General features: G+C 71.3%; 19 protein-coding genes and 1 tRNA gene. 4 read left to right on the plus strand and 16 right to left on the minus strand.

The window, feature by feature from the left end; genetic code table 11:
- From prfA to argS, 7 genes are all read right to left on the minus strand, one after another.
- Entirely contained in the window at positions 1 to 1,089 is a 1,089-nt protein-coding gene (gene prfA / locus HQ603_RS17035; protein ID WP_222685954.1) for a peptide chain release factor 1, read from the minus strand.
- 116 nt (positions 1,090 to 1,205) lie between these two features.
- Complete coding sequence (gene rpmE / locus HQ603_RS17040) at positions 1,206 to 1,439, minus strand: 50S ribosomal protein L31 (protein WP_027507227.1); 234 nt, start codon at positions 1,437 to 1,439, stop codon at positions 1,206 to 1,208.
- A 173-nt stretch (positions 1,440 to 1,612) separates the two neighbouring features.
- On the minus strand, positions 1,613 to 3,778 hold the full coding sequence (rho, locus tag HQ603_RS17045; RefSeq protein ID WP_308126588.1) for a transcription termination factor Rho: 2,166 nt from the start codon (positions 3,776 to 3,778) through the stop codon (positions 1,613 to 1,615).
- A gap of 315 nt (positions 3,779 to 4,093) precedes the next feature.
- Entirely contained in the window at positions 4,094 to 5,038 is a 945-nt protein-coding gene (gene thrB, locus HQ603_RS17050; RefSeq protein ID WP_222685955.1) for a homoserine kinase, read from the minus strand.
- A gap of 7 nt (positions 5,039 to 5,045) precedes the next feature.
- Positions 5,046 to 6,308 carry a homoserine dehydrogenase gene (locus HQ603_RS17055; protein WP_222685972.1) on the minus strand — a complete coding sequence of 421 codons (1,263 nt, stop codon included), beginning with the start codon at positions 6,306 to 6,308 and terminating at the stop codon, positions 5,046 to 5,048.
- Between the two features lie 83 nt (positions 6,309 to 6,391).
- Complete coding sequence (gene lysA, locus HQ603_RS17060; protein WP_222685956.1) at positions 6,392 to 7,810, minus strand: diaminopimelate decarboxylase; 1,419 nt, start codon at positions 7,808 to 7,810, stop codon at positions 6,392 to 6,394.
- Positions 7,807 to 9,459: an arginine--tRNA ligase gene (gene argS, locus HQ603_RS17065; RefSeq protein WP_222685957.1), complete on the minus strand. Its 1,653-nt coding sequence runs from the start codon at positions 9,457 to 9,459 to the stop codon at positions 7,807 to 7,809. Before argS ends, lysA begins: the two co-directional genes overlap by 4 nt.
- Before the next feature lie 233 nt (positions 9,460 to 9,692).
- Here argS and HQ603_RS17070 point away from each other — a divergent pair, with 233 nt between their 5' ends.
- From HQ603_RS17070 to HQ603_RS17080, 3 genes are all read left to right on the plus strand, one after another.
- Positions 9,693 to 10,556 (plus strand): DUF3105 domain-containing protein, encoded by an 864-nt coding sequence (locus HQ603_RS17070; RefSeq protein WP_222685958.1) that lies wholly within the window; start codon positions 9,693 to 9,695, stop codon positions 10,554 to 10,556.
- A complete protein-coding gene (locus HQ603_RS17075; protein WP_222685959.1) occupies positions 10,553 to 11,260 on the plus strand; it encodes a DUF305 domain-containing protein in 708 nt (235 codons plus the stop codon). The genes HQ603_RS17070 and HQ603_RS17075 overlap by 4 nt, the downstream gene beginning before the upstream one ends.
- A gap of 55 nt (positions 11,261 to 11,315) precedes the next feature.
- Positions 11,316 to 11,388: transfer RNA gene (locus tag HQ603_RS17080), tRNA-Arg, on the plus strand.
- A 7-nt stretch (positions 11,389 to 11,395) separates the two neighbouring features.
- On the opposite strand, the gene HQ603_RS17085 is transcribed toward HQ603_RS17080, so the two are convergent.
- Both HQ603_RS17085 and HQ603_RS17090 read right to left on the minus strand, forming a co-directional pair.
- A complete protein-coding gene (locus HQ603_RS17085; protein ID WP_222685960.1) occupies positions 11,396 to 12,070 on the minus strand; it encodes an alpha/beta hydrolase family protein in 675 nt (224 codons plus the stop codon).
- A gap of 85 nt (positions 12,071 to 12,155) precedes the next feature.
- A complete protein-coding gene (locus HQ603_RS17090) occupies positions 12,156 to 13,040 on the minus strand; it encodes a hypothetical protein (RefSeq protein ID WP_222685961.1) in 885 nt (294 codons plus the stop codon).
- Positions 13,041 to 13,262: 222 nt separating this feature from the next.
- On the opposite strand from HQ603_RS17090, the gene HQ603_RS17095 reads away from it, so the two are divergent.
- Positions 13,263 to 13,793 carry a MarR family winged helix-turn-helix transcriptional regulator gene (locus HQ603_RS17095; RefSeq protein WP_222685962.1) on the plus strand — a complete coding sequence of 177 codons (531 nt, stop codon included), beginning with the start codon at positions 13,263 to 13,265 and terminating at the stop codon, positions 13,791 to 13,793.
- Between the two features lie 31 nt (positions 13,794 to 13,824).
- On the opposite strand, the gene HQ603_RS17100 is transcribed toward HQ603_RS17095, so the two are convergent.
- The 7 genes from HQ603_RS17100 to HQ603_RS17130 form a co-directional block, all read right to left on the minus strand.
- The gene (locus tag HQ603_RS17100; protein ID WP_308126589.1) at positions 13,825 to 14,613 is read right to left on the minus strand and encodes an enoyl-CoA hydratase; all 789 of its coding nucleotides are present in this window, start codon (positions 14,611 to 14,613) and stop codon (positions 13,825 to 13,827) included.
- Positions 14,610 to 15,500 carry a 3-hydroxyisobutyrate dehydrogenase gene (gene mmsB / locus HQ603_RS17105; protein ID WP_222685963.1) on the minus strand — a complete coding sequence of 297 codons (891 nt, stop codon included), beginning with the start codon at positions 15,498 to 15,500 and terminating at the stop codon, positions 14,610 to 14,612. Before mmsB ends, HQ603_RS17100 begins: the two co-directional genes overlap by 4 nt.
- Positions 15,497 to 16,618, minus strand: a complete 1,122-nt coding sequence (locus HQ603_RS17110; RefSeq protein ID WP_222685964.1) for an enoyl-CoA hydratase/isomerase family protein — start codon at positions 16,616 to 16,618, stop codon at positions 15,497 to 15,499. The genes mmsB and HQ603_RS17110 overlap by 4 nt, the downstream gene beginning before the upstream one ends.
- Positions 16,615 to 17,766, minus strand: a complete 1,152-nt coding sequence (locus HQ603_RS17115; RefSeq protein ID WP_222685965.1) for an acyl-CoA dehydrogenase family protein — start codon at positions 17,764 to 17,766, stop codon at positions 16,615 to 16,617. Before HQ603_RS17115 ends, HQ603_RS17110 begins: the two co-directional genes overlap by 4 nt.
- Before the next feature lie 4 nt (positions 17,767 to 17,770).
- Positions 17,771 to 19,309 (minus strand): CoA-acylating methylmalonate-semialdehyde dehydrogenase, encoded by a 1,539-nt coding sequence (locus tag HQ603_RS17120; RefSeq protein ID WP_222685966.1) that lies wholly within the window; start codon positions 19,307 to 19,309, stop codon positions 17,771 to 17,773.
- 66 nt (positions 19,310 to 19,375) lie between these two features.
- A complete protein-coding gene (locus HQ603_RS17125) occupies positions 19,376 to 20,143 on the minus strand; it encodes an SWIM zinc finger family protein (RefSeq protein ID WP_222685967.1) in 768 nt (255 codons plus the stop codon).
- The gene (locus tag HQ603_RS17130; protein ID WP_222685968.1) at positions 20,140 to 23,079 is read right to left on the minus strand and encodes a DEAD/DEAH box helicase; all 2,940 of its coding nucleotides are present in this window, start codon (positions 23,077 to 23,079) and stop codon (positions 20,140 to 20,142) included. The genes HQ603_RS17125 and HQ603_RS17130 overlap by 4 nt, the downstream gene beginning before the upstream one ends.
- Positions 23,080 to 23,167 lie beyond the last annotated feature (88 nt).

Raw genomic sequence — 23,167 nt, forward strand, 5'->3', positions numbered from 1 at the left:
TCACTCCGCCTGCAGGCGGGCGGCGCGATCGGCGGCGCCCAGGGCGTCGAGCAACGCGTCCATGTCCCCGTCGAGCACGGCATCGAGGTTGTGCGCCTTGAATCCGATGCGGTGGTCGGTGATGCGGTTCTCGGGGAAGTTGTAGGTGCGGATGCGCTCGGACCGGTCGACGGTGCGCACCTGACTCGCGCGGCCCGCGGCCGCTTCCTTGTCCGCGGCCTCCTCGGCCGCCGCCTGCAGACGCGCGGCGAGCACCTGCATCGCCCGCGCCTTGTTCTGCAACTGCGAGCGCTCGTTCTGGCACGTGACCACGATGCCGGTCGGCAGATGCGTGATGCGCACGGCCGAGTCGGTGGTGTTGACGCCCTGGCCGCCCTTGCCCGAGGACCGATAGACGTCGATACGCAGATCGCCCTCGTCGATGGCGACCTCCTCGACCTCGTCCGGCTCGGGGTAGATCAGCACGCCCGCGGCGGACGTGTGCACCCGCCCCTGCGACTCGGTGACGGGAACGCGCTGCACCCGGTGCACGCCGCCCTCGAACTTGAAGCGCGACCACACCCCGTCCGCGGTATCCGACCGCGCCTTGATCGACAGAGTGGCGTCCTTGTATCCGCCGAGGTCCGAGACGGTGGCGTCGAGGATCTCGACGCGCCACCCGTGCCGCTCGGCGTACCGCACGTACATCCGCGCGAGGTCGGAGGCGAACAGGGCGGATTCCTCACCGCCCTCCCCCGACTTCACCTCGAGAACGACGTCGTCCGCGTCGTGCGGATCGCGTGGGGCGAGCAGATCGGTCAACGTCGCGTCGAGCTCGTCGACGGTGGCTTCCAGCGCGGGGATCTCGGCAGCGAACGACGCGTCGTCGGCCGCGAGTTCGCGAGCCGCGGCGAGATCGTCGCGCGCGGCCACGAGCCTGCCGTGCACGCTCATGATCGGGGCGAGCTGGGCGAAGCGCTTGCCGGCGCGACGGGCGGCGGCTGGATCGTCGTGCAGCGACGGGTCCGAGAGCGCACGTTCGAGCCCGGCGTGCTCGGCGAGCACGTCGTCGATGGCGGACGGCGTCGCCCGCGGTGTCGGGGTGGACACGTCGATGCCCCTCTCTGGGGAGACACGGGGGGTGAGACGGGTGCGAGAAACGAAAGCTGCAGAAACGACCGACGCCCGTCCCGAGACGATTCTCGGAACGGGCGTCGGTGGACGAGCTAGCTGTCGGCGTCGGCCTTCTTGCCGGCACGCTTGCCGTAGCGAGCCTCGAAGCGGGCGACGCGGCCGCCGGTGTCGAGGATCTTCTGCTTGCCCGTGTAGAACGGGTGGCACTGCGAGCAGACCTCGACGTTGATGCGCTCGGCACTGTTGGTGCTCCGCGTCTCGAACGTGTGGCCGCAACCGCACACGACGGTGGTCGCCGTGTAGTCGGGGTGGATTCCTGCCTTCATGGTGTCCCTTTCGTGGTCGCCGGGTCGCCCTCGACTGTCGTGGGCGTGAACCGGAACCGGACTCGGCCGATCAGTATGCCAGAGCAGCTGTCCGCGCTGGTAATCGTCTCAACCCGGCCGGCGGCCGAGTTGTTCCCGGCCGCCACGACCGGGGTGGTTCGTCGGGTGCGACGTCAGTCGTCCATGCCGCCCGGTGCCGTCTTGGAGACCGACATCAGGAACTCGATGTTGTTCTTGCTCTTCTTGAGACGGTCGATGAGCAGGTCGATGGCCTGGTGCGAATCCAGACCCGACAGCACGCGACGGAGCTTGTGCAGCACCGCGGCCTCGTCCGGGCTCATGAGCAACTCGTCCTTGCGGGTGCCCGACGGGTTGACGTCCACGGCCGGGAACACGCGACGCTCCGCGATCTTGCGGTCGAGCTTGAGCTCGGCGTTACCCGTGCCCTTGAACTCCTCGAAGATCACGGTGTCGCCGGTCGACCCGGTCTCGACCATCGCGGTGGCGATGATCGTCAGCGAGCCGCCGTTCTCGATGTTGCGCGCCGCACCGAGGAACCGCTTGGGCGGGTACAGCGCCGTCGAGTCGACACCACCGGACAGGATGCGACCCGATGCCGGCGAGCTGTTGTTGTACGCGCGGCCCAGGCGAGTGATCGAGTCCAGCAGCACGACGACGTCGCGGCCGTCCTCGACCAGCCGCTTCGCCCGCTCGATGGCGAGCTCGGCGACCGAGGTGTGATCGCTCGGCGGGCGGTCGAACGTCGAGGCGATGACCTCGCCCTTGACCGACCGCTGCATGTCCGTCACTTCCTCGGGACGCTCGTCCACCAGGACGACCATGAGGTAGCACTCGGGGTTGTTGGTGGCGATCGCGTTGGCGATCGCCTGCAGCACGGAGGTCTTACCGGCCTTCGGCGGGCTCACGATCAGGGCGCGCTGGCCCTTGCCGATCGGCATCACCAGATCGATCACACGCGTGGTGAGGATGTTCTGCGTGGTCTCGAGCCGCAGCCGCTGGTTCGGGTAGAGCGGCGTCAGCTTGTTGAACTCCGGACGCTTGCGGTTGCCGTCCGGCGCAGCGCCGTTCACCGTGTCCAGCCGGACCAACGGGTTGAACTTCTGCCGCGAGTTGTTCTGCTCGCCCTCGCGGGCCACGCGGACCGCGCCGGTCAGGGCGTCGCCGCGGCGCAGGCCGTTGCGGCGCACCATGTTCATCGACACGTACACGTCGTTGTGGCCGGCCAGGTAGCCCGACGTGCGCACGAACGCGTAGTTGTCGAGCACGTCGAGGATGCCGGCGACCGGCTGCAGGACGTCGTCGTCCCGCAACTCGGGCTCGCGCTGATCGTTGCCCGACCCGTCGCGGTCACGCCCGCGACGACGCTCACGGAACCGACGTCCGCGCCGACCCCGACCGTCTCCGTCGTCGTCCGACGAGTCGTCGCGGGGACCGTTGTTGCGGTCGTTGCGGTTGTCGTTCCGGTTGTCGTTGCGGTCGTTCCGGTTGTTCTCGCCGCGGTTGTTCTCGCCGCGGTTGTTCTCGCCGCGGTTGTTCTCGCCGCGGTTGTTCTCACTGCGGTTGCCGCGGTCGGAGTTGTCGCCCCGGTTGTTCTCGCCCCGGTTGTCGTTCCGGTTGTCGTTCCGGTTCTGGCGATCCCGGCGCGGCCGGTCACCACGGTTGCGACCCTGACGGCCGTCGTCGTTCGATTCCCCACCGTCGGTCTCGGCCCCGGCGGATCCGCCGTCGGCGGCGTCCGCCTGCCCGTTCCGGCTCGGGGTGGACTCGGACGGCGCCGTGGCGGGCGCGTCGGCGGTCTCCTGTCTCGCATCGGCTGCGTCGGCTACCCCGGCACCGTCCTGTCGCGCGTCGGCTGCGCCGGCACGGCGCGACGCGCCACGACGGTTGCGCGTGCGACGGGGTCCATCGGCCCCGGCGTCGTCGCCCGACGTGGTCGATGTGGTCGACGACCCGGCGGGCGTGGTGTCGGCAGCGGGTTCGGTCTCGCTGGACGGCGTCTCCACGGCGGGGGCTGCAGCGACGGGCGCAGCAGGTGCACCGTCGGCGGCGGGCGCGGCGGCCGGACGCTCGGCGCGGGCGGAACCGGTGGCCGGCGCGGGCACGCGCTTCGACTCGATGGCCGCGACCAGATCGCCCTTGCGCATCCCGGAGACACCCTTGATGCCCAGCTCGGAGGCCAGGCCGCGCAGCTCGGTGAGCACCATTCCGGAGAGGCCGTCGCCGCGGCGCGCAGCGCGTGCGCGGGCGGGACGCTCCGACGCACCGGTGGCGTCGTCGGGGATGGCGACCGGAGCAGCGGTCATGTCCGTATCGGTCACGGAGGTCCTTTCCTTCCCTCGCGCGCCTGGTGCGCTGATCGAGGGTTCGTGTCCGACGTTCGGATCTCGTACCGAACGCGGATGCCTCGTACGTCGTGTCGAGAAGGGGGCTACCGAACGGGGGTCACGTCCGCGGCGGGCACCGTCGGCTCGATCACGGGTCCGAGGTGACGGACGGAAGGACCGAGGAGCGGGGGCGAGACCGTGGAGAGACCAGAAGTCGGCGCGACTGCGCACGATGTACGGACGAGGCCCACCATAGCCAACCCGACCGCGACGGGCAACAACACCCCCGGTCGGCGCGCCGCGCGGGGGTCAGGCGGTGACGAGCGCGGAATCGACCGCGCCGGCGATCTCGAGGTCGAGCACGGTCATCCCGTCGTCCTCGGCCTGCGCCCGCAGATCGGACGCAATGGAGTCCGTACCCAGCACCAACACGGTGGGACCCGCCCCGGACACGGTCGCCGCGTGGCCGTGCGCCCGCAGCGTGCGCACCCAGCGCGTCGTCGTGGGGAGCGCCTCCGCCCGGTAGGGCTGATGGATCCGGTCCTCCGTGGCGAGGGGCAGCAGATCCGGCCGCGAGGTCAGCGCGACGACGGCGAGCGCGGACCGGCTCGCCGTGAACGCGGCGTCGCGGTGCGGAACGAGGTCGGGCAGCAGTCCGCGAGTGTGGGCGGTGGAGGACTTCTCCCCCGGAATCAGTACGGTCGCGCCGAGATCGGGATGGACGTCCAACCGCACCGCGGCGAAGTGCCGCGGCCCCTCGGGCGGACCCACCTCGCGACTCCAGGACACGACCGCGCCGCCGAGCACGCTGGCGGACGCGTTATCGGGGTGACCCTCGAACTCGGACGCGAGCTGCACCAGTGTCTCCGGCGCGAGGGCGAGTGACGGGTCGACGGCCGTCACCAGGGCGTTGGCCGCGGCCAGACCGCCCACGGCGGCCGACGCGGACGAGCCGAGCCCGCGCGAATGCGGAATTCTGTTGTGGCAGTGCACGTCCAGGCCGTTGGCCCACACGCCCGCCGCTTCGAGACCGCGCTCGATGGCGCGCACCACCAGATGCGAGGGCCCCCAGGGCACCTCGCCGGCGCCCTCCCCGTCGACCCGCACGGACAGTCCCGACGGGACGGCGGTCACGGTGATCTCGTCGTACAACCCGAGGGCCAGCCCGAGGGTGTCGAAGCCCGGTCCGAGGTTGGCGCTGGACGCCGGCACGACCGCGCGCACCGTCGTCCCCGCGATCAGCGTGGCGGTCACGGCGTGATCACTCCGACGTTCCCTCGAGCCGCAGCACGCTGGTGACGGCGCCGACGATCTCGAGGTCGGACAGCGCCGCGACGGTGGCGGCGAGCGCGGATTCCTTGGCGCGGTGCGTGACCACGACCAGCCGAGCGCAGTCCGACGCGCCCTCCTGCCGGACGGTGGAGATGCTGACGTCGTTCTTCGCGAACTCGGCGGCGACCGCCGACAGGACGCCGGTACGGTCCGCGACCTGCATGTTGACGTGGTACCGCGTCGGGGTGTCCCCCATCGGCGCGATGGGCAGCTTGGCGTACGTCGACTCGCCCGGTCCCCGGCCGCCGAAGAACTTGTTGCGGGCAGCCATCACCAGGTCGCCCATCACCGCCGACGCGGTGGGGCCGCCGCCGGCACCCTGTCCGTAGAACATGAGCTGTCCCGCGGCCTCCGCCTCGACCACGACAGCGTTGAACGCCCCGGACACACGGGCGAGCGGGTGCGACAGCGGCAGCAACGCCGGGTAGACGCGCACGGAGATGCGCTCGGTTCCGTCCTCGACCACCCGCTCGCACAGGGCGAGCAGCTTGACCGTGCAGTCGAAGGCCCGCGCCGTCGCGAGGTCCTCGGCGGTGATCGACGAGATGCCCTCGCGGTGGACGTCCGCGGACGTGACCCGCGTGTGGAAGGCGAGCGACGCGAGGATGGCGGCCTTGGCTGCGGCGTCGTACCCCTCGACGTCGGCCGTGGGGTCGGCTTCGGCGTACCCGAGACGGCCCGCCTCGGCGAGCGTCTCGGCGTAGTCGGCACCGGTCTCGTCCATCGCGGACAGGATGAAGTTGGTGGTGCCGTTGACGATGCCGATCACGCGATCGACCCGGTCCCCGGCGAGGGACTGCATCAGCGGACGCACCACCGGAATGGCACCCGCGACGGCCGCCTCGAAGTAGAGGTCGGCGCGGTGGCGCTCGGCGGATTCGGCGAGCTCGCCGGTGTACTCGGCGAGGAGGGCCTTGTTGGCGGTCACGACGGACTTGCCCGCGTTCAGCGCGGCCAGGATCAGCTCCCGGGCCGGCTCGATACCGCCGAGCACCTCGACCACCAGATCGACGTCGTCCCGCGCGACGAGCGCGTGCACGTCCGTGGTGAGCAGGCCGGGATCGATGCCGCGGTCCTTCGCCAGGTCCCGCACGGCGACCCCGCGCAACACCAACGGTGCGCCGACGCGTGCGGCCAGATCGGCCGTGTGCTCCTGCAGGATGCGGACCACCTCGGTGCCGACGTTGCCCATGCCGAGCACGGCGACACCGAGCGGCTTGTCCACGGGGCTGACGAACGCGGCCGGACGATCCTCGTCGGGGACGGTCTGAGCGGTCACCGGTCTACCTCCAAGCTGAGCAGGTCGTCGAACGTTTCACGGCGGAGCACCGTTCTGGCTTCACCCTCGCGCACGGCGACGACGGCCGGACGGGGCAGGAGGTTGTAGCGGGACGACATCGAGTAGCAGTACGCCCCCGTGGCAGCGACGGCGAACAGGTCACCGTCCCCGAGATCGTCTGGCTGCCAGGTGTCGCGGATGACGATGTCCCCGCTCTCGCAATGCTTTCCGACGATCCGGGCCAGCACCGGCTCGCCCGCGGAGTCGCGGGAGACCAGACGACCCACGTACTCCGCCTGGTACAGCGAGGTGCGGATGTTGTCGCTCATCCCGCCGTCCACGCTGATGTAGCGGCGCGTGCGACCCTGGTCGACCGTCACGTCCTTGACCGTGCCCACCTCGTACAGCGTCACGGTGCCGGGACCGGCGATGGCGCGACCGGGCTCGACGGCGAGCGTCGGCGGCTCGATGCCGATGGCCGCGGACTCCGAGCGCACGATCTCGGTGAGCTTGGCCGCGAGATCCTCGACCGGCGGCGGGTTGTCGCCCGGCAGGTACCGGATGCCCATGCCGCCACCGAGATCGACGACGTCGATCTGCGAGGTCTTCTCGACGCCGAACTCGGCGCGGATGTCCCCGAGCAGCCCGATGACACGGTGCGCGGCGAGTTCGAACCCGTCGACCTCGAAGATCTGCGAGCCGATGTGCGAATGCAGGCCCACCAGGCGGAGATTCGCGGCGTCGAACACTCGTCGCACCGCCCGCATCGCGCTGCCGTCGGAGAGCGAGAAGCCGAACTTCTGGTCCTCGTGTGCAGTGGCGATGAACTCGTGGGTGTGCGCCTCGACGCCGACGGTGACGCGAATCAGCACGTCCTGCACCGTGTTCGCCGCACCGGCGATCTCGTCGAGGCGGCCGATTTCCGCCATCGAGTCGAGCACCACGTGCTCGACGCCGGCCCGCACGCCGGCGGCCAACTCCTCGCGGGACTTGTTGTTGCCGTGCATGGCGATTCGGTTCGCCGGGAAGCCCGCGTTCAGCGCGACGGCCAGTTCTCCGCCGGAGCAGACGTCGAGCGAGAGGCCCTCGTCGGCGACCCAGCGGGCGATCTCGCCGCACAGGAAGGCCTTGGACGCGTAGTGCACTCGGGCCGGATCGCCGAACGCCGCCGCCATCTCCCGGCAGCGCGACCGGAAATCGTCCTCGTCGATCACGAACAGCGGTGTGCCGAACTCGCGCGCGAGGTCGGTGACCGAGATCCCGGCGACGGTGACGACGCCGTCGTCGCCGCGACGAGCGTTGCGCGGGAACACCGTCGGATCCAGATACGTCACGTCTGTGGCCGCCGACGGCCGCTCGGGCGTCGCGGGACCGGGCGCCGCGGCGTGCCGCGGGCCGGCCGGATGCGCGCTCACATCTTCTCCGGGGCGGAGACGCCGAGGAGATTGAGGCCGTTGGCCAGCACCCGCCGCGTCGCGTTGCCCAGCGCGAGCCGAGCGGTGTGGACGGGCTCGGCCTGCTCGTCGCCGCGCGGCAGGACGCGGCACGCACCGTAGAAGCGGTGGTAGGCACCCGCGAGATCCTCGAGGTACCGCGCGATGCGGTGCGGCTCACGCAGACTCGCCGCGCTCTCGACCACCCGCGGGAAATCGCCGATGGTGCGGATGAGGTCGCCCTCGTTCTCGTGGACCAGCAGGGAGAAGTCCGGCGCGTCCGCGGTGACCCCGAGGTCGGCGGCGCCGCGCGCGAGCGAGCACAGCCGGGCGTGCGCGTACTGCACGTAGTAGACGGGGTTGTCGTTGCTCTTGCTCGCCCAGAGCGCGAGGTCGATGTCGATGGACTGGTCGACCGAGCTGCGGACCATCACGTAGCGCGCGGCGTCGATGCCGATGGCGTCGACCAGGTCGTCGAGGCTGATGACGGTGCCCGCGCGCTTGCTCATCTTCACCGCGACTCCGTCGCGGACCAGGTTCACCATCTGCCCGATGAGCACCTCGACCGTCGCGGGGTCGTCGCCGAACGCCGCGGCGGCGGCCTTGAGACGCCCGATGTAGCCGTGGTGATCGGCGCCGAGCATGTAGATGCAGAGGTCGAAGCCGCGGGCCCGCTTGTCCTGGAAGTACGCGATGTCACCGGCGATGTAGGCGGCGTTGCCGTCACTCTTGACGACGACGCGGTCCTTGTCGTCCCCGAACTCGGTGCTGCGGAGCCACCAGGCGCCGTCCTTCTCGTAGAGATTCCCGGACTGCTTCAGGGTCTCGACGGCCCGCTCCACCGCGCCGGACTCGAACAGGGAGTTCTCGTGGAAGTAGACGTCGAAGTCGGTCCCGAACTCGTGCAGATCGGCCTTGATCTTGGCGAACATCGCGTCCACACCGACGGACCGGAACGCTTCCTGCCGCTCGTCCTCGGGCAGGTCCAGCGCGTCCGGGCGTTGTTCGAGCACGTGCGCGGCGATCTCGGCGATGTACTCCCCGGCGTAGCCGTCCTCCGGGGCGGGCAGGCCCTGCGCCGCCGCGACGAGCGACCGAGCGAAGCGGTCGATCTGGGCGCCGTGATCGTTGAAGTAGTACTCGCGCGTCACCGACGCGCCGCGCGAGGCCAGGATGCGACCGAGCGCGTCGCCGACCGCCGCCCAGCGCGTCCCGCCCAGGTGGACCGGGCCGGTCGGGTTGGCGGAGACGAATTCCAGGTTGATCGACGTACCGGCGAGCGAGTCGGACCGACCGAACGCCTCGCCCTCCGCGAGCACGCGCAGGGCGATCGCCCCCTGCGCCGACTTGGCCAATCGGATGTTGAGGAAGCCCGGCCCGGCCACGTCGACCTCGTCGACGGCGTCGCTCCCGGCCAACGCCTCCGCCAGCCACGTCGCCAGGTCGCGCGGGGCGACGCCGGCCTTCTTGGCCACCTGCATCGCGACGTTGGTCGCGTAATCGCCGTGCTCGGGGTTGCGCGGACGGTCCACCGTCACCGTCGGAGGCAACACCGCGGCGTCGAGGCCGCGCTCGGTCAGGACGGTCGCAGCGGTGGCACGCAACAGTTCGGCGAGGTCGGCGGGAGTCACGAGGCCCTATCCTATGGCCCGGACGCCCGCGCCCCGAACCGTGGTCGGTCACGCCGCCCGGGCGAGCGGATGCGGCCGTCGGCGCGATCTCGGACTCGCTCCGTACAGTGGGGATGCCGCGCGTCCGCGCCGGCAGCCTCGATCCGCCCCGCCGACCCGGTCGGCCGCGCTTCGGCTGCCCGACGACGAGCGTCGGCGGCGACATGACCCACGACCGAAAGAGCACTCCGACGATGCCCAGCGGTTCCGACAAGTCCGGATCGAAATCGGCCAAGGCCATCAAGGCGGCCGGCAGGAAGAGCAAGACCAAGGGCGGGGTCCCCGCCCGCACCGGGGGCGCCGCGGGCCGGAACGTGCCGTGGCTGACCATCGGCGCCGTCGTGGTCGTTCTCGGCCTCATCGTGGCCCTCGCGATCAACCTGGTGCCGAAGTACCAGGACCGCGCCGAGGCGCAGCGGTTCGCGCCCAGCGAGTCCAACCAGGACCCCTCGACGGCCATCGAGGGCGTGCAGATCCAGCAGTACCCGGCCGCGCTCCACGTCACCGGAACGCAGCGCGTCGCCTACGACCAGTCGCCGCCGTTCGGTGGCCCGCACGATCAGATCTGGGCCAACTGCATGGGCACCGTCTACCCGAACGGTCTGCGGACCGAGAACGCCGTGCACTCGCTCGAGCACGGCGCCGTGTGGATCGCGTACAACCCGGACGAGCTCTCCGAGGACCAGATCGCCACGCTCGCGGCGAAGGTCGACGGCCAGCAGTACATGCTCATGTCCGCCTACCCGGGGCTGGACTCACCGGTGTCGCTGCAGTCGTGGGGTCACCAGTTGAAGCTCGACAGTGTCGACGACCCGCGCATCGACCACTTCATCGCCGCGCTGCGCCTGAACCGCTACCAGTACCCCGAGGTCGGTGCGAGCTGCTCCACCACGCCGCAGACGTTCGATCCCGACAACCCGCCGCCGTTCGACCCGACGCCGCCGGGACCGGACGCGGTGCCGATGTCCGGTGAGGGCATCACCCCCGACAGCACCGAGCTGACCGATCCCGCGCAGCTGCCGGCCGATCCGGCCCAGCCCGTCGTGCCGACGCCGTGACCGAGCCGACCACGGACGCGCCCCGGCGCAGCCAGCGCGGCCCTCTCCTGGTTCTCGGCGCCGTGGCGCTCCTGCTCGTGGGATTCGCCGTCGGCTTCCTCGCGCAGCTGCCCCTGCGGGACGACACCCCGCCCCACCCCGCGCTCGACTCGGTGGACGTCGGTTTCGCGCAGGACATGACGGTGCACCACAACCAGGCCATCGAGATGGCCACCGTCGCACTGGGTTCCGCCACCGACCCCCTCGTCCGCAACCTCGCGTACGACATTCTCACCACCCAGCAGAACCAGGTGGGGCAGATGCAGGGATGGCTCGCACTGTGGGACGCTCCCCCGCTCCCGACCGGGGGCTACATGGGCTGGATGTCCACCGACTCCGGCCACGGCGGTCACGGCGGAGGCGGCATGGCGGGGATGACGGGCACGTCGGGATCCGGCGACGGCACCGTCGCGGCGATGCCGGGCATGGCCACGGCGCAGGACATGACGAACCTGCGGGCCGCCACCGGCCCGGCGGCGGACGTGCTGTTCCTGCAGTTGATGCTGCGCCACCACCAGGGCGGACTGCCGATGATGGAGTACGGCGCGATGCACGCGAGCACGGCCGTCGTTCGGCAGTTGGCCCAGACCATGGTGGACACGCAGCAGTCGGAGTCGCAGCTCATGACGCAGATGCTGACCGAGAAGGGGGCCGCGCCGATCTGATCGTCGGCATGCGCTAGTCTGTGACAGCCCGATCGGCACACCGGTTCTCCGGTGCGCCCCCGTAGCTCAGGGGATAGAGCGTCCGCCTCCGGAGCGGAAGGCCGCAGGTTCGAATCCTGCCGGGGGCACTCGTTTTCACTCTTCTCGCCGCACCCACTCGCCCTCCACCGCATCCGCGGTGAGCGTCGCCGTGGGCTTGCGGTTCGGGGCCAGATCGTGGCCCGCCCCCTCCACCGTGACCACGCGGACCGACGCCGGGATCGTGCGCACCTCGCGGGTCAGTTCCTCGCTCGTCGCGAACGGGTCCTTGCTGCCGTGCACGACCACCGTCGGCACCGTGATCGCCGGAAAGTGGTCCACCCGCAGCACGTCCGGCTTCCGGGGCGGATGCAGCGGATAGCTCAGCAGAAGCAACCCGTCGGCCACGGCCGGGTTCTCGGCCGCCAGCATCGAGGCCTGCCGACCGCCGTAGGAATGGCCGCCGACGATCACCGTCGGGCGACGACGTTCTCGCGCCACCGCCCACTCGACGGCGGCGGCGATGCCGGCGCGATCCGCGGCGGCGCCCGCGCGGTTCGGCGGCCCCGTCGGCCGCTGCTGTCGGAACGGCAGCGTCGTGCGCACCACGCGCAGCCCGCGCGACGCCAGTTCCGTCGCCACGGCGACGAGCACCGGCGCGTTCCTGTCGCTGCCCGCGCCGTGCGCGAGGACCACCAGGGCGGACGGGTCGTCGGTCGGGTCGTGGACCGCGACGTCGATCCCCTGTCCCGCCCACTCCCCCGTCCACTCCGCTGCCTCACCCGCTGTCATGACACGGAGGGTAGGCCGCGAGGAGACCACAGCAGAACGGGCCCCGGCGTGATCACCGGGGCCCGTTCGCTCGAGGCGAGTGCGGTCAGGGGACCTGCGTCAGGCCCACCGTGGGGAAGAATGCGCAGGTCTTGCCGTCGTGCGTCACCTGGCCGAAGACCGCGGCGAGCACGGTGCCGGACCCGGTGGCCACGGGCGCGAGGCGCACGCCGGCGCTGGGGAAGGCACCGAGGTTGCGCTGCACCAGGTCACGGGCCGGACCCTGGAGCAACGGGGGCAGGCCGTCGATGACCTCGGCGGAGATGACGTCGGTGAGCCCGCCCATGTCGGCGAAGCCGCCCTTCAGCGTGTTGACGTTGAACCACGCGACCTGCATGCCGGACTTGTTCGCGGCGTCGTTCACGATGCCGCCGGGGGCGGGCACGAAGGCGTAGAGCGTCTCGCCGGGGTCGGCGATGCTGGTGTCGACATTGGGCAGGGTGGGCAGAGCGCCGACGCCGGGGATCGTCGGCGTGTAGGGGCCGGGGGCCGCGCCGGCCACGGCCGGAACGACGCCGAACGGCACACCGGGAAGGGCCGAGCAGTTCAAGGCCGCGGTCGGGTAGAAGAACGGTGTGAGCCCGAAGCCCTGGAGCAGGCCGTTCGCAGCGTCCACGAGGGCGAGGGGGTTGCCGTCGGGCTCCGCGACGTCGACGGTGGGTGCGGCGCCCAGGACGGCGCGGGCGGCGTCCAGTGCGTCGCCGACGGGGTCGGTGGGGTCGGTGCCCTCGGCGGATCCCGTGCCGTCACCGGATCCGGTGCCCTCGAGCGCGGCGATGGCGGCGAGCAGCGGGTTCACTCCGGTGGCCGGGGTGGTCGGGGTGGTCGGCGTGGCGGGCTCGGCGGTGGCCACGGCAGGGACCGCGAGCGCTCCGGCGCACGCGAGGGCGAGGCCGGCGACAGTGCGCCGGAGTCGTCGGGAAGTACGCATGATCTCTCCTGGAGTCGGGCGGTGCGGTGGTGGGTCGGAGCCCGGACGGACGGATCCCCGCACGGACTGCTCGGTACGAGTTCACCACGCGTTCCGGCACATCACGGCGGTCGAGACCCAAGTGATACCGAAGTGTCGCATGATACTGATGTGACTGGTGTGAACAGCGGGCGTTCGCGCGCATACACTGACCACGGGGCATCGTCGTGGAAAGATCGACCCATGCCCTCCGCACCGAAGCTCCCGCTCGACCCGATCGCCGAGGCCCATCGGCAATGGGTCCGGCACGGATGGACCGACGCCGCGGACGGCATGGCAGCGGTGACGTCGATCATGCGCGTGCAGCAGATCATGATGGCCCGCGTCGACGAAGTGCTCAAACCCACCGGACTCACGTTCGCCCGCTACGAACTGCTGACCCTGCTCACCTTCACCCGCACCGGGGCGCTCCCCATGGCGAAAGCCAGTGCGCGACTACAGGTTCACCCGACGTCGGTGACCAACGCGGTCGACCGACTCGAGAAGGCGGGCCTGGTCACCCGCGTCCCCCACCCCACCGACCGCCGCACCACGCTGGTCGAGATCACCGACAGCGGACGGCGATTGGCCGTGTCCGCCACCGAGCAACTCAACGAGCGGGTCTTCGGCAAGCCGGGGCTGGCCGGGCGGGATCTGGACTCCCTGGTCGCCATCCTCGCCGGGGTCCGCCGCCGGGCAGGCGATTTCGACGACGAGGACGACTCCGGCTGGTGACCGACGGAGACCGTCGGTCACCAGCGGGACGTCACCGGTGCCGGAACTCCGGCGTGCGCTTCTCGACGAACGCGGCCATGCCCTCGGCCCGGTCCTCCGTCGCGAACGTGGCGTGGAAGACCCGACGCTCGAAGCGAACTCCCTCGGCGAGCGTGGATTCGAACGCGCGGTTCACCGCCTCCTTGGCCAGCATCGCCACGGGCAGCGACTGCGACGCGATGGTCTGCGCCGTCGTCATCGCCTCGGCCTCGAGGTCGGCTGCCGGGACGATTCGTGAGACCAGCCCGGCCCGCTCGGCCTCCTCGGCGCCCATGCGCCGACCCGTCAGGCACATCTCCATGGCCTTGGCCTTGCCGACCGCGTGCGTGAGCCGTTGCGAGCCACCGATTCCCGGAATCGTGCCCAGTGTGATCTCGGGTTGACCGAACTGCGCCGTGTCCGCCGCGAGCAGCACGTCGCACATCATGGCGACCTCGCAGCCCCCGCCGAGGGCGTAGCCGGCGACCGCCGCGAGCGTCGGTGTCCGCACCGCGGCGAACCGGTCCCACTCGGTGAAGAGGTCCCCGCCGTGGACGTCGGCGTACGTCTTGGTCTGCATCTCCTTGATGTCCGCTCCGGCGGCGAACGCCCGATCGGATCCGAGGAGCACGATGCACCCGATCTCCGGATCGGCGTCGAACTGCTCCGCTGCGGCAACCACCTCGTGCATGAGGGTGGAGTTCAGCGCGTTCAGTGCCTTCGGCCGGTGCAGCCGGATCACGGCGACCCGGCCCGACACCGAGGTCTCGATGGTCTCGTGGGCCCCCGATGCTCCCGTCACGCCGTCTCCCCCGACCGCTCGCGGATGTCCTGGACGATGCCGGAGAAGTCGGTTCCGCCGTGCTCGCGGGCGTACTCCTCGTAGAGCTCGGCGGCCAGCAGGCCCATCCGGGCCTCGACGCCGTTCGCGCGCACCGCCTCGGCGGCGAGGCCGAGATCCTTGCGCATGAGCGCGGCGGCGAAACCGGGGGTGTAGTCGTTGTTCGCGGGCGAGGTCGGAACCGGCCCCGGCACCGGACAATTGGTGGTCAGTGCCCAGCACTGGCCGGACGCGGTGGACGCCACGTCGAACAGTGCCTGGTTGGTCAGGCCGAGCTTCTCGCCGAGCACGAACGCCTCGCTCACCGCGACCATCGAGATGCCGAGAATCATGTTGTTGCAGACCTTCGCGGCCTGACCGTTGCCGCCCTGGCCGCAGTGCACGACCTTGCGCCCCATGATCTCGAGCAGCGGCGTGGCCGCGGCGACGTCGTCGTCGGGCCCGCCGACCATGAACGTCAGCGTGCCGGCGGTCGCTCCCCCGACCCCGCCGGACACGGGCGCGTCGACGGCGCGGTGGCCCGCCGAGGTGGCGACCTCGGCCGCGGCGCGGGCGTCGGCGACGTCGATGGTCGACGAGTCCACGAAGAGGGTGCCGGGCTCGGCCACGGGCACGATCTCGGCGTAGCAGTCCAGGACGTGACGGCCGCTCGGCAGCATCGTCACGACGACGGACGCCCCGGCCACCGCCCGGGCGGCGGAGTCGGCGACGGTCACGCCGCTCGCCCGAGCGGCGTCCTGCGACGCGGGCACGGGGTCGAAGCCCCGGACCTCGTGCCCGGCGGCGACGAGGTTGGCGGCCATGGGTCCACCCATGTGGCCGAGGCCGAGGAAGGCGACAGTGGTCATGCGGGGGATCCTTCGCGTACGGGTGGGGTGGGGTCGAGGGGCTCGGCGCGGGAGGCGAGACCGAGTTCGGCGTCGCCGAGGGGGGCGAAGAAGCGATCGACGTCCGCGGCGGTCACCGCGTCGAGGGACGCCGGTCGCCAGGACGGCTGCCGGTCCTTGTCGACGACCTGCGCCCGGATGCCTTCGACCAGGTCGGGTGAGTCGAGCGAGGCGATCGACACGCGGTACTCCTCGTCGAGGACCTCCTCGAGCGACGTCGCGGCGGCGGCGCGGCGCAGTGACCGCAGCGTGACGACGACGGAGGTGGGCGATTTGGACTCGATGGCGTCCGCCGCGGCGACGGCCTCGTCGATCCCGGCGCGCCGGAGGCGGGCGACGATCTCGGCGGCGTCGTCGCCGGCGTAGGCGTCGTCGATCCACGTCCGGTGTGCGGCGAGGGTCGAGTCGGGTGCGGTGGACGCGAGGGAGAGTGCGGTGTCGACGGTGCCCGTGTGCAGCGCCTCGACGAAGGCCTCGAGGTCACCCGTGGGCACGTAGTGGTCGGCGAATCCGGCGGCGATCGCGTCGCCGGCCGTCATGCGCGCCGTGGTGAGGGCGAGGTGTGTGCCGATCTCGCCGGGGGTGCGGGCGAGGAGGTAGGTGCCGCCGACGTCGGGCACGAAGCCGATGCCGACCTCCGGCATCGCGACCTTGGCGGTGTCGGTGACCACGCGGACCGACGCGTGCGCCGAGATGCCCACGCCGCCGCCCATCACTGCGCCGGCCATGACGGCGACGACCGGCTTGGGGTAGCGATGGATGCGGGCGTTCATCGTGTACTCGTCGCGCCAGAACTGCGCCGTGGCCGAGCCCGTGGGCCAGTTCGCGCCCGGCTTGGCCTTGGCGTCGTCGTGGATGGCGACGATGTCCCCACCCGCGCACAGCCCGCGCTCGCCGTTGCCGGTGATCAGCACGACGCGCACGGCCGGGTCCGCCGCCCAGTCGATCAGGGCGGCGTCGATGGTCCGCACCATCGCGTGGCTGAGCGCGTTGATCGCGCGTGGCCGGTTCAGCGTGATCGTCGCGACGCCGCGGTCGACGCCGAGAAGGACCTCGGGTTCGCTGGGGGTGTCGGTCATGCCGCGCCCACCACGGACCGGGCGATGACGAGTCGCATCACTTCGTTGGTTCCTTCCAGGATCTGGTGCACTCGGAGATCGCGCACGATCTTCTCGAGTCCGTACTCGCTCAAGTAGCCGTACCCGCCGAGCAGCTGCAGCGCGTCGTTGGCGACGGTGAAGCCGGTGTCGGTGGTGAACTTCTTCGCCATCGCGCAGAGGGACACCTTGTCCGGGGCGTCGGCGTCGAGAGCCGCCGCGGCCCGCAGCAGCAGCACGCGGGCGGCCTCGAGATCGGTCCGCATGTCGGCGAGCCGGAACTGCAGGGCCTGGGCGTCGAGCAGACGGGCACCGAACGCGCGGCGATCGGCGAGATACCGCACCGCGGTGTCGAACGCCGCGGCGGCGCCGCCGAGCGAGCACGCCGCGATGTTGATGCGCCCGCCGTTCAGTCCGTTCATCGCGATGCGGAATCCGTTGCCCTCGCCGCCGAGGAGGTGGTCGGCCGGCACGCGAACGCCGTCGAGAATCACCTGCCGGGTCGGCTGGGCGTTCCACCCCATCTTGACCTCGTTGGGGCCGAACGACAGTCCCGTCGTGTCCTTCTCGACGACGAACGCGGAGATCCCCGACGGGCCGGGGCCCCCGGTCCGCGCCATGACGACGTAGACGCCCGACGTCCCGGCCCCGGAGATGAACTGCTTGACCCCGGTGAGCACCCAGTGGTCCCCGTCGCGAACGGCCTTGGTGGACAGGGCCGCCGCGTCCGAACCGGCACCCGGCTCGGTCAGGCAGTAGCTGCCGAGCTGGTCCATCGCGCACAGCGACGGCAGCCACCGGCGGCGCTGCTCGTCGCTGCCGTAGGTGTCGATCATCCAGGCGACCATGTTGTGGATGGACAGGTAGGCCGCCACGGACGGATCGCCGCCGGCCAGCTTCTCGAAGATGCGAACGGCGTCGACCCGGCGCAGGCCCGAGCCGCCCACGTCCTCGGTGACGTAGATGCCGCCCATGCCCAGCGCCGCCGCCTTGCGGAGCACGTCGACCGGAAAGTGCTTCTCCCGGTCCCACTCCACCGCGTTCGGCGCCAGGAACTCCGCGGCGAAATCCGCTGCGGTGTCGGCGATCGCGCGCTCGTCCTCGTCGAGCGCGAACGGATCCAGGGCCATGCGATCAGTCCATCGTCGGAATGACGAAGTGATTCTGGGCGACCGCTTCCTTGCGACCGCTGGGCCACCGCTGCGTCACCGTCTTGGTCTTGGTGTAGAAGCGCACCGAGTCCGGTCCGTGCTGGTTGAGGTCGCCGAAACCGGACCGCTTCCAGCCGCCGAACGTGTGGTAGGCGATCGGCACCGGGATCGGCACGTTGACCCCGACCATGCCGACGTTCACCCGCGCGGTGAAGTCGCGCGCGGTGTCACCGTCGCGAGTGAAGATGGCCACGCCGTTGCCGTACTCGTGGGCCGACGGCAGGCGCAGCGCCTCCTCGTAGTCGGCCGCACGGACGATCTGCAGGACGGGACCGAAGATCTCCTCCTGGTAGATGCGCATCTCCGGCGTCACCCGGTCGAAGAGCGAGGCGCCCGTGAAGAATCCGTTCTCGTGGCCGGCCAGGGAGAATCCGCGGCCGTCGACGACGAGGTCGGCGCCCTCGTCGACCCCGATCTGCACGTAGTGGTTCACGCGCTCGACCGCGTCGGCGGACACCAGTGGCCCGAAGTCGCTGGCGGCGTCGTCACTGCGCCCGACGCTGAGCTTCTCGACGCGCTCGACGAGCTTGGCGCGCAACGCCTCCGCCGTCTCCTCGCCGACCGGAACGGCGACGGAGATGGCCATGCAGCGCTCACCCGCGCTGCCGTAGCCGGCGCCGATGAGGGCGTCGGCCACCTCGTCGAGATCGGCGTCGGGCATGACGATCGCGTGGTTCTTGGCCCCACCGAAGCACTGCGCGCGCTTGCCGTGCGCAGCGGCGGTCTCGTAGATGTACTGCGCGATCGGCGTGGACCCGACGAAGCCGACGGCGCGGATGCGCTCGTCGGTCAGCAACGCGTCGACCGCCTCCTTGTCGCCGTTGACGACGGTGAAGATCCCGGGCGGGCCGCCCGCCTCGAGGAACAGCTCCGCCAGGCGCAGCGGGACGGAGGGGTCACGCTCGGAGGGCTTGAGCACGAACGCGTTGCCGCACGCGATGGCCGGCGCGGCCTTCCAGAGCGGAATCATCGCCGGGAAGTTGAACGGGGTGATGCCGGCGACCACACCGAGCGGCTGACGCATCGAGTAGACGTCGATACCGGTGCCCGCGCTCTCGGTGAACTCGCCCTTGAGCAGGTGGGGGATACCGGTCGCGAACTCGACCACTTCGAGGCCGCGCTGGATGTCGCCCTTGGCGTCGGCGACGGTCTTGCCGTGCTCGGAGGAGAGCAACTGCGCCAGGGAGTCCATCTCGGCCTGCACCAGGGCGAGGAACCGCATGAGCACGCGGGCGCGCTTCTGCGGGTTCTGCATCGCCCACTCGCGCTGCGCCGCCTCGGAATCGGCGATCGCGTCCGACACCTCGTCGGCCGAGGCCAACGGAACCCGCGCCTGCACGGCACCGGTGTTGGGGTCGAACACGTCGGCGAAGCGACCGGAGCGGCCGGGAGTGTGCTTGCCGCCGACGAAATGCGTCAGTTCGCGGGGAGCGCCGTCGGACGGGGACTGATCGAGAGCCATGGAACCACCTTCGTCGTTGATAGCGGTCATCCTATGGTTGGACGTCCATGCATGTCTACGGCCGGGTCAGAATCCGCCCAGCCGCCGGTACAGGGACATCAGCTCCGCCACCCCGTCGCGGACGGCGGCCTCCCCCACCTCGGCCGTCCGCAGCGCGGTGAGCAGCGCGTTCTCCTCCAGATCGTCCGGAGCCGCGGCGAAGGGCACGTCGGGAAGCGCCGGCAGTACGGTGGCGTCCCCGAAATGGTCGGACGGATCCACCAGGGACCCGGCGTCGTCCTCGGTGTCCCCCACGATCGCGTCGACGGACAGTCCGCGCAGGACCAGCAGCCGGGTGGGATCGGCGTCGATGCGCTCCGCGGTGAGATACGTCAAGGCCGCGGCGTGCTTGCACGGCGACCCGTGGTCCGGACACGAGCAGTCGAAGCGCAGGTCGGACGCACTCGACGGCAGCAGCCAGCGTCCGAGCTCCTGCGGCAACACCCCCGACGCCAGAGCCGTCAGCATGCCGGGCGAGCGACGGACGGTCTCGACGACCTCCTCGGTGTCGAAGGGGTCGAGTGTCGCGATCGTCACCGTGGCGGAAAAGGGCTCGACCTGGCTGCCCTGCACGTCGCCCTCGATGCGGCCGGGCAGCACCGCGAGCGAGATCACCTGTCCACCACGGGCATAGGTGCGCCCCCGGGCGAGGCGGCCGTCCTCCGCCAGGCCCTCCATCGTCTCGACGAACCGTCGACCCCACCAGGTGGCGCCGAACTTGCCGCGCGCCGTCGTCGCCTGCACGCCGTTCTTCACGCGCCGGCGCGGCCCGTACTCGATCGGACGCGGCGTCATTCGCCCACCGCCTCGTCCGAGAGCGACAACAGGGACCGCAGCTCGCCGGTCGAGAGCTCGGTGATCCAGTTCTCCCCCGCCCCCACCGCCATGTCCGCGAGACCGGCCTTGCCGGTGAGGATCTCGTCGATCCGCTCCTCCACGGTTCCCACGCAGACGAGTTTGCGCACCTGGACGTCCCGGCGCTGGCCGATGCGGAAGGCCCGGTCGGTCGCCTGGTTCTCCACCGCCGGGTTCCACCACCGGTCGAGGTGGACCACGTGGTTGGCCGCCGTGAGCGTCAGCCCGGTGCCACCCGCCTTCACGGTGGCCAGCAGGATCGGCGGCCCGTCGCTCGACTGGAAGCGGGCCACCATCTCGTCCCGTCCCCGCTTGCGCACCCCGCCGTGCAGGAACGGCACCTCGACCCCGAAACGGTCCTCCAGATACGGCACCACCAGTCGCCCGAAGGCGGCGAACTGCGTGAAGACCAAAGCCTTCTCCCCGTCAGCGAGCACGGAGTCGAGGATGTCCTCGACCAGTGCCACCTTGCCCGAGCGGTGACGACCGCGGCGCAGCACGGTCGACCCGTCCGCGAGGAAGTGGGCGGGGTGGTTGCACACCTGCTTGAGCCGGGTCAGCGCGGCGAGGACGGCGCCCTTGCGCTCCATCCCCTCCGCGTCGTCGATCTGCCGCATCGTCTCGTCGACCACTGCCTGGTACAGACTCGCCTGCTCGGCCGTGAGGTTGGTGCGGACCGTCATCTCGAACTTCTCGGGCAGATCCGCGATGACCGTCCGGTCCGTCTTGACCCGCCGCAGCACGAACGGTGCCGTGAGGGAACGCAATCGGGCCAGGGCGTGCTGATCGCCCTCGCGCTCGATCGGCACCGCGAACCGTGCCCGGAACACCGCCGCGCCGCCGAGCAACCCCGGATTGCAGAAGTCGACGATCGAGCGCAGCTCCTCGAGCCGGTTCTCCACCGGCGTTCCCGTCAGCGCGATCCGGTGCTCGGCCGGGACGGCGCGCGCCGCCCGCGCCTGCGCGGTACCGCTGTTCTTGATGTGCTGGGCCTCGTCCAGGACCACCCGCCGCCACCGGGCGGCGGCGAGCGCCGAGACGTCGCGGGCCAGGAGGGCGTACGTGGTGACGACGACGTCGGACGACGCGATCACCGCCTGCAGGTCCTCCCCCGTGACCCGACCGGCACCGTGATGCACGTGGACGGTCAGATCGGGCACGAACGTCGCCGCCTCCCGAGCCCAGTTGCCGACCACCGACATCGGTGCCACCACGAGCGTCGGTCGCCGGTCCTGCGCCGGCGTCGCCGCCCGCTCCGATCCGAGCAGCACCAGGATCTGCACGGTCTTCCCCAGACCCATGTCGTCGGCGAGGATCGCGCCGAGTCCGAGCGAACTCATGAACGCGAGCCACCGCACGCCGCGCTCCTGATAGGGCCGCAACGTCGCGCGCACCGACGACGGGATCTCGACCGGCTCGGGCCGCCGGTCGCTGTCGAGCAGCGCGGCGACCCACCCGGTGGCGGCGACGTCCGTGACCGGGACGGGAGGCGGCTCGGACGCCGCCAGCTGTCCGAGCGCCGACGCCAACGGGACCGAGGTCGGCGCCCGGTGCCGCTCCACGTAGTCGATGGCCCGAGCCAGCACGGCGCCGTCCGCATGGACCCACTTGCCGCGCACCCGCACCAGGTCGGCCTTCGACGACGCCAGGCGGGCCATCTCCTCCGCGGACAGCACCATGTCGCCGACCGCGACCTGCCAGTCGTACTCCACCAACCGGTCGAGCCCCACGGCGGAGTCCTTGGTGGTCGGCGACGGCGGCGCGTCCACGGTCAGCCGCATCGAGGTCTCGACGCGGGCCCACTCCCGCGGCAGGAGCACGTCGACTCCCACGCTCTGCACGGCGCGCACACCGGAGACGACGAAGTCCAGCACCATCTCGGTCGGCAACAGCAGGTCCACCGAGCCCGGCGCGGTGACGGCGCGGGCGAGCGGTGGGTAGGCCCCGGCGGCCTCCGCCAGGGCCCGGAGCGCGCCGCGGAACTTCTCGGTGTCGGCCACCCCCGCACCCGGCCGAAGCGAGACCGGTTGCGGCGCTTCGCCGTCCGGTCGCACCAGCACCTGGAGGCGCCACAGGGCGGACGGCGTGCGGTTCTCGCCGTCGGGCGCGGCGCGCGCGTCGCCTCCGTCGTGCTGGTCGTCGTACTGGTCGAGGTCCTGATCGAGATCGTCGGGCTCGACCAGCCGCAGGACCAGGGTGGCGTCGTCGCCCCGCAGACTGTCCCGCCACCGATCGAGGGCCTGCTCGGATCGAGTCGATCCGTCCTCGTACGGCTCCTCCTCCACCAGCGCCACGAGCAACGGATGGTGGACGTCCGGCCGGCCGAGGACGTGGCGCACGACCGGGTCCGTGAGCTCGGCGATCAGGTCGTCGAGCACCACGGCGGGGTCGCCCTCGGCGCGCTGGACCGGCGGCATGGCGGCCAGCAGCTCGGCGCGCCACCCGCGTTGATGCTCGTCGCCGAGCAGCCGCCACCGCAGCCACCACCGGTTCTCGAGCCGCACCTGGTGGGGCACCACCCGACCGGCCCGCGCCCACCGCTCGAGCCCCCGCGTCACCGCGGCGAGGTACCGCAGGTCGCCGGACAGGGCGGGGTGCACCAGCGGCACCCGGCGCAACAGATCCGCCGCCTCCATCGGCGCGAGTGCGGCCGCCGGCACGGCCTCCACGCGGTCCGCCGCACCGGCGGCCGCGGGCATGGTCACGGACGCGGTGTGTCGCAGACGCCGGGCCATCACCCGGGCGAGGAAGGGCGGCAGATCGTCGTGGCCCTCCCCACCGTCCCCCGCGAGCCCGTCCCCGTCCGACACCGCACGGTCCTGCCACAGCAGCAGCCCCGATCCGGGGGTCCAGAGTCCGTGGAGCACGAGGTCCATGAAAGCACCGCCGTCCGACACGGCGATCGACGAGCCTGTCGGTGGCGGCGGGCATACTGCGCGACGTGTTCACCCCGCCCCGCCGCCC

It is taken from the genome of Rhodococcoides corynebacterioides, assembly GCF_019834675.1.
GTDB classification, from domain to species: Bacteria; Actinomycetota; Actinomycetes; order Mycobacteriales; family Mycobacteriaceae; genus Rhodococcoides; species Rhodococcoides corynebacterioides_A.

What these genes read in the sequence shown, in the direction of transcription:
- rpmE (WP_027507227.1), bottom strand. Translation starts at nt 1,439, where the DNA reads ATGAAGGCAGGAATCCACCCCGACTACACGGCGACCACCGTCGTGTGC.
- HQ603_RS17055 (WP_222685972.1), bottom strand. Translation starts at nt 6,308, where the DNA reads ATGGGCAACGTCGGCACCGAGGTGGTCCGCATCCTGCAGGAGCACACG.
- HQ603_RS17070 (WP_222685958.1), top strand. Translation starts at nt 9,693, where the DNA reads ATGCCCAGCGGTTCCGACAAGTCCGGATCGAAATCGGCCAAGGCCATC.
- HQ603_RS17085 (WP_222685960.1), bottom strand. Translation starts at nt 12,070, where the DNA reads ATGACAGCGGGTGAGGCAGCGGAGTGGACGGGGGAGTGGGCGGGACAG.
- HQ603_RS17090 (WP_222685961.1), bottom strand. Translation starts at nt 13,040, where the DNA reads ATGCGTACTTCCCGACGACTCCGGCGCACTGTCGCCGGCCTCGCCCTC.
- HQ603_RS17095 (WP_222685962.1), top strand. Translation starts at nt 13,263, where the DNA reads ATGCCCTCCGCACCGAAGCTCCCGCTCGACCCGATCGCCGAGGCCCAT.
- mmsB (WP_222685963.1), bottom strand. Translation starts at nt 15,500, where the DNA reads ATGACCACTGTCGCCTTCCTCGGCCTCGGCCACATGGGTGGACCCATG.
- HQ603_RS17110 (WP_222685964.1), bottom strand. Translation starts at nt 16,618, where the DNA reads ATGACCGACACCCCCAGCGAACCCGAGGTCCTTCTCGGCGTCGACCGC.
- HQ603_RS17115 (WP_222685965.1), bottom strand. Translation starts at nt 17,766, where the DNA reads ATGGCCCTGGATCCGTTCGCGCTCGACGAGGACGAGCGCGCGATCGCC.
- HQ603_RS17120 (WP_222685966.1), bottom strand. Translation starts at nt 19,309, where the DNA reads ATGGCTCTCGATCAGTCCCCGTCCGACGGCGCTCCCCGCGAACTGACG.
- HQ603_RS17125 (WP_222685967.1), bottom strand. Translation starts at nt 20,143, where the DNA reads ATGACGCCGCGTCCGATCGAGTACGGGCCGCGCCGGCGCGTGAAGAAC.
- HQ603_RS17130 (WP_222685968.1), bottom strand. Translation starts at nt 23,079, where the DNA reads ATGGACCTCGTGCTCCACGGACTCTGGACCCCCGGATCGGGGCTGCTG.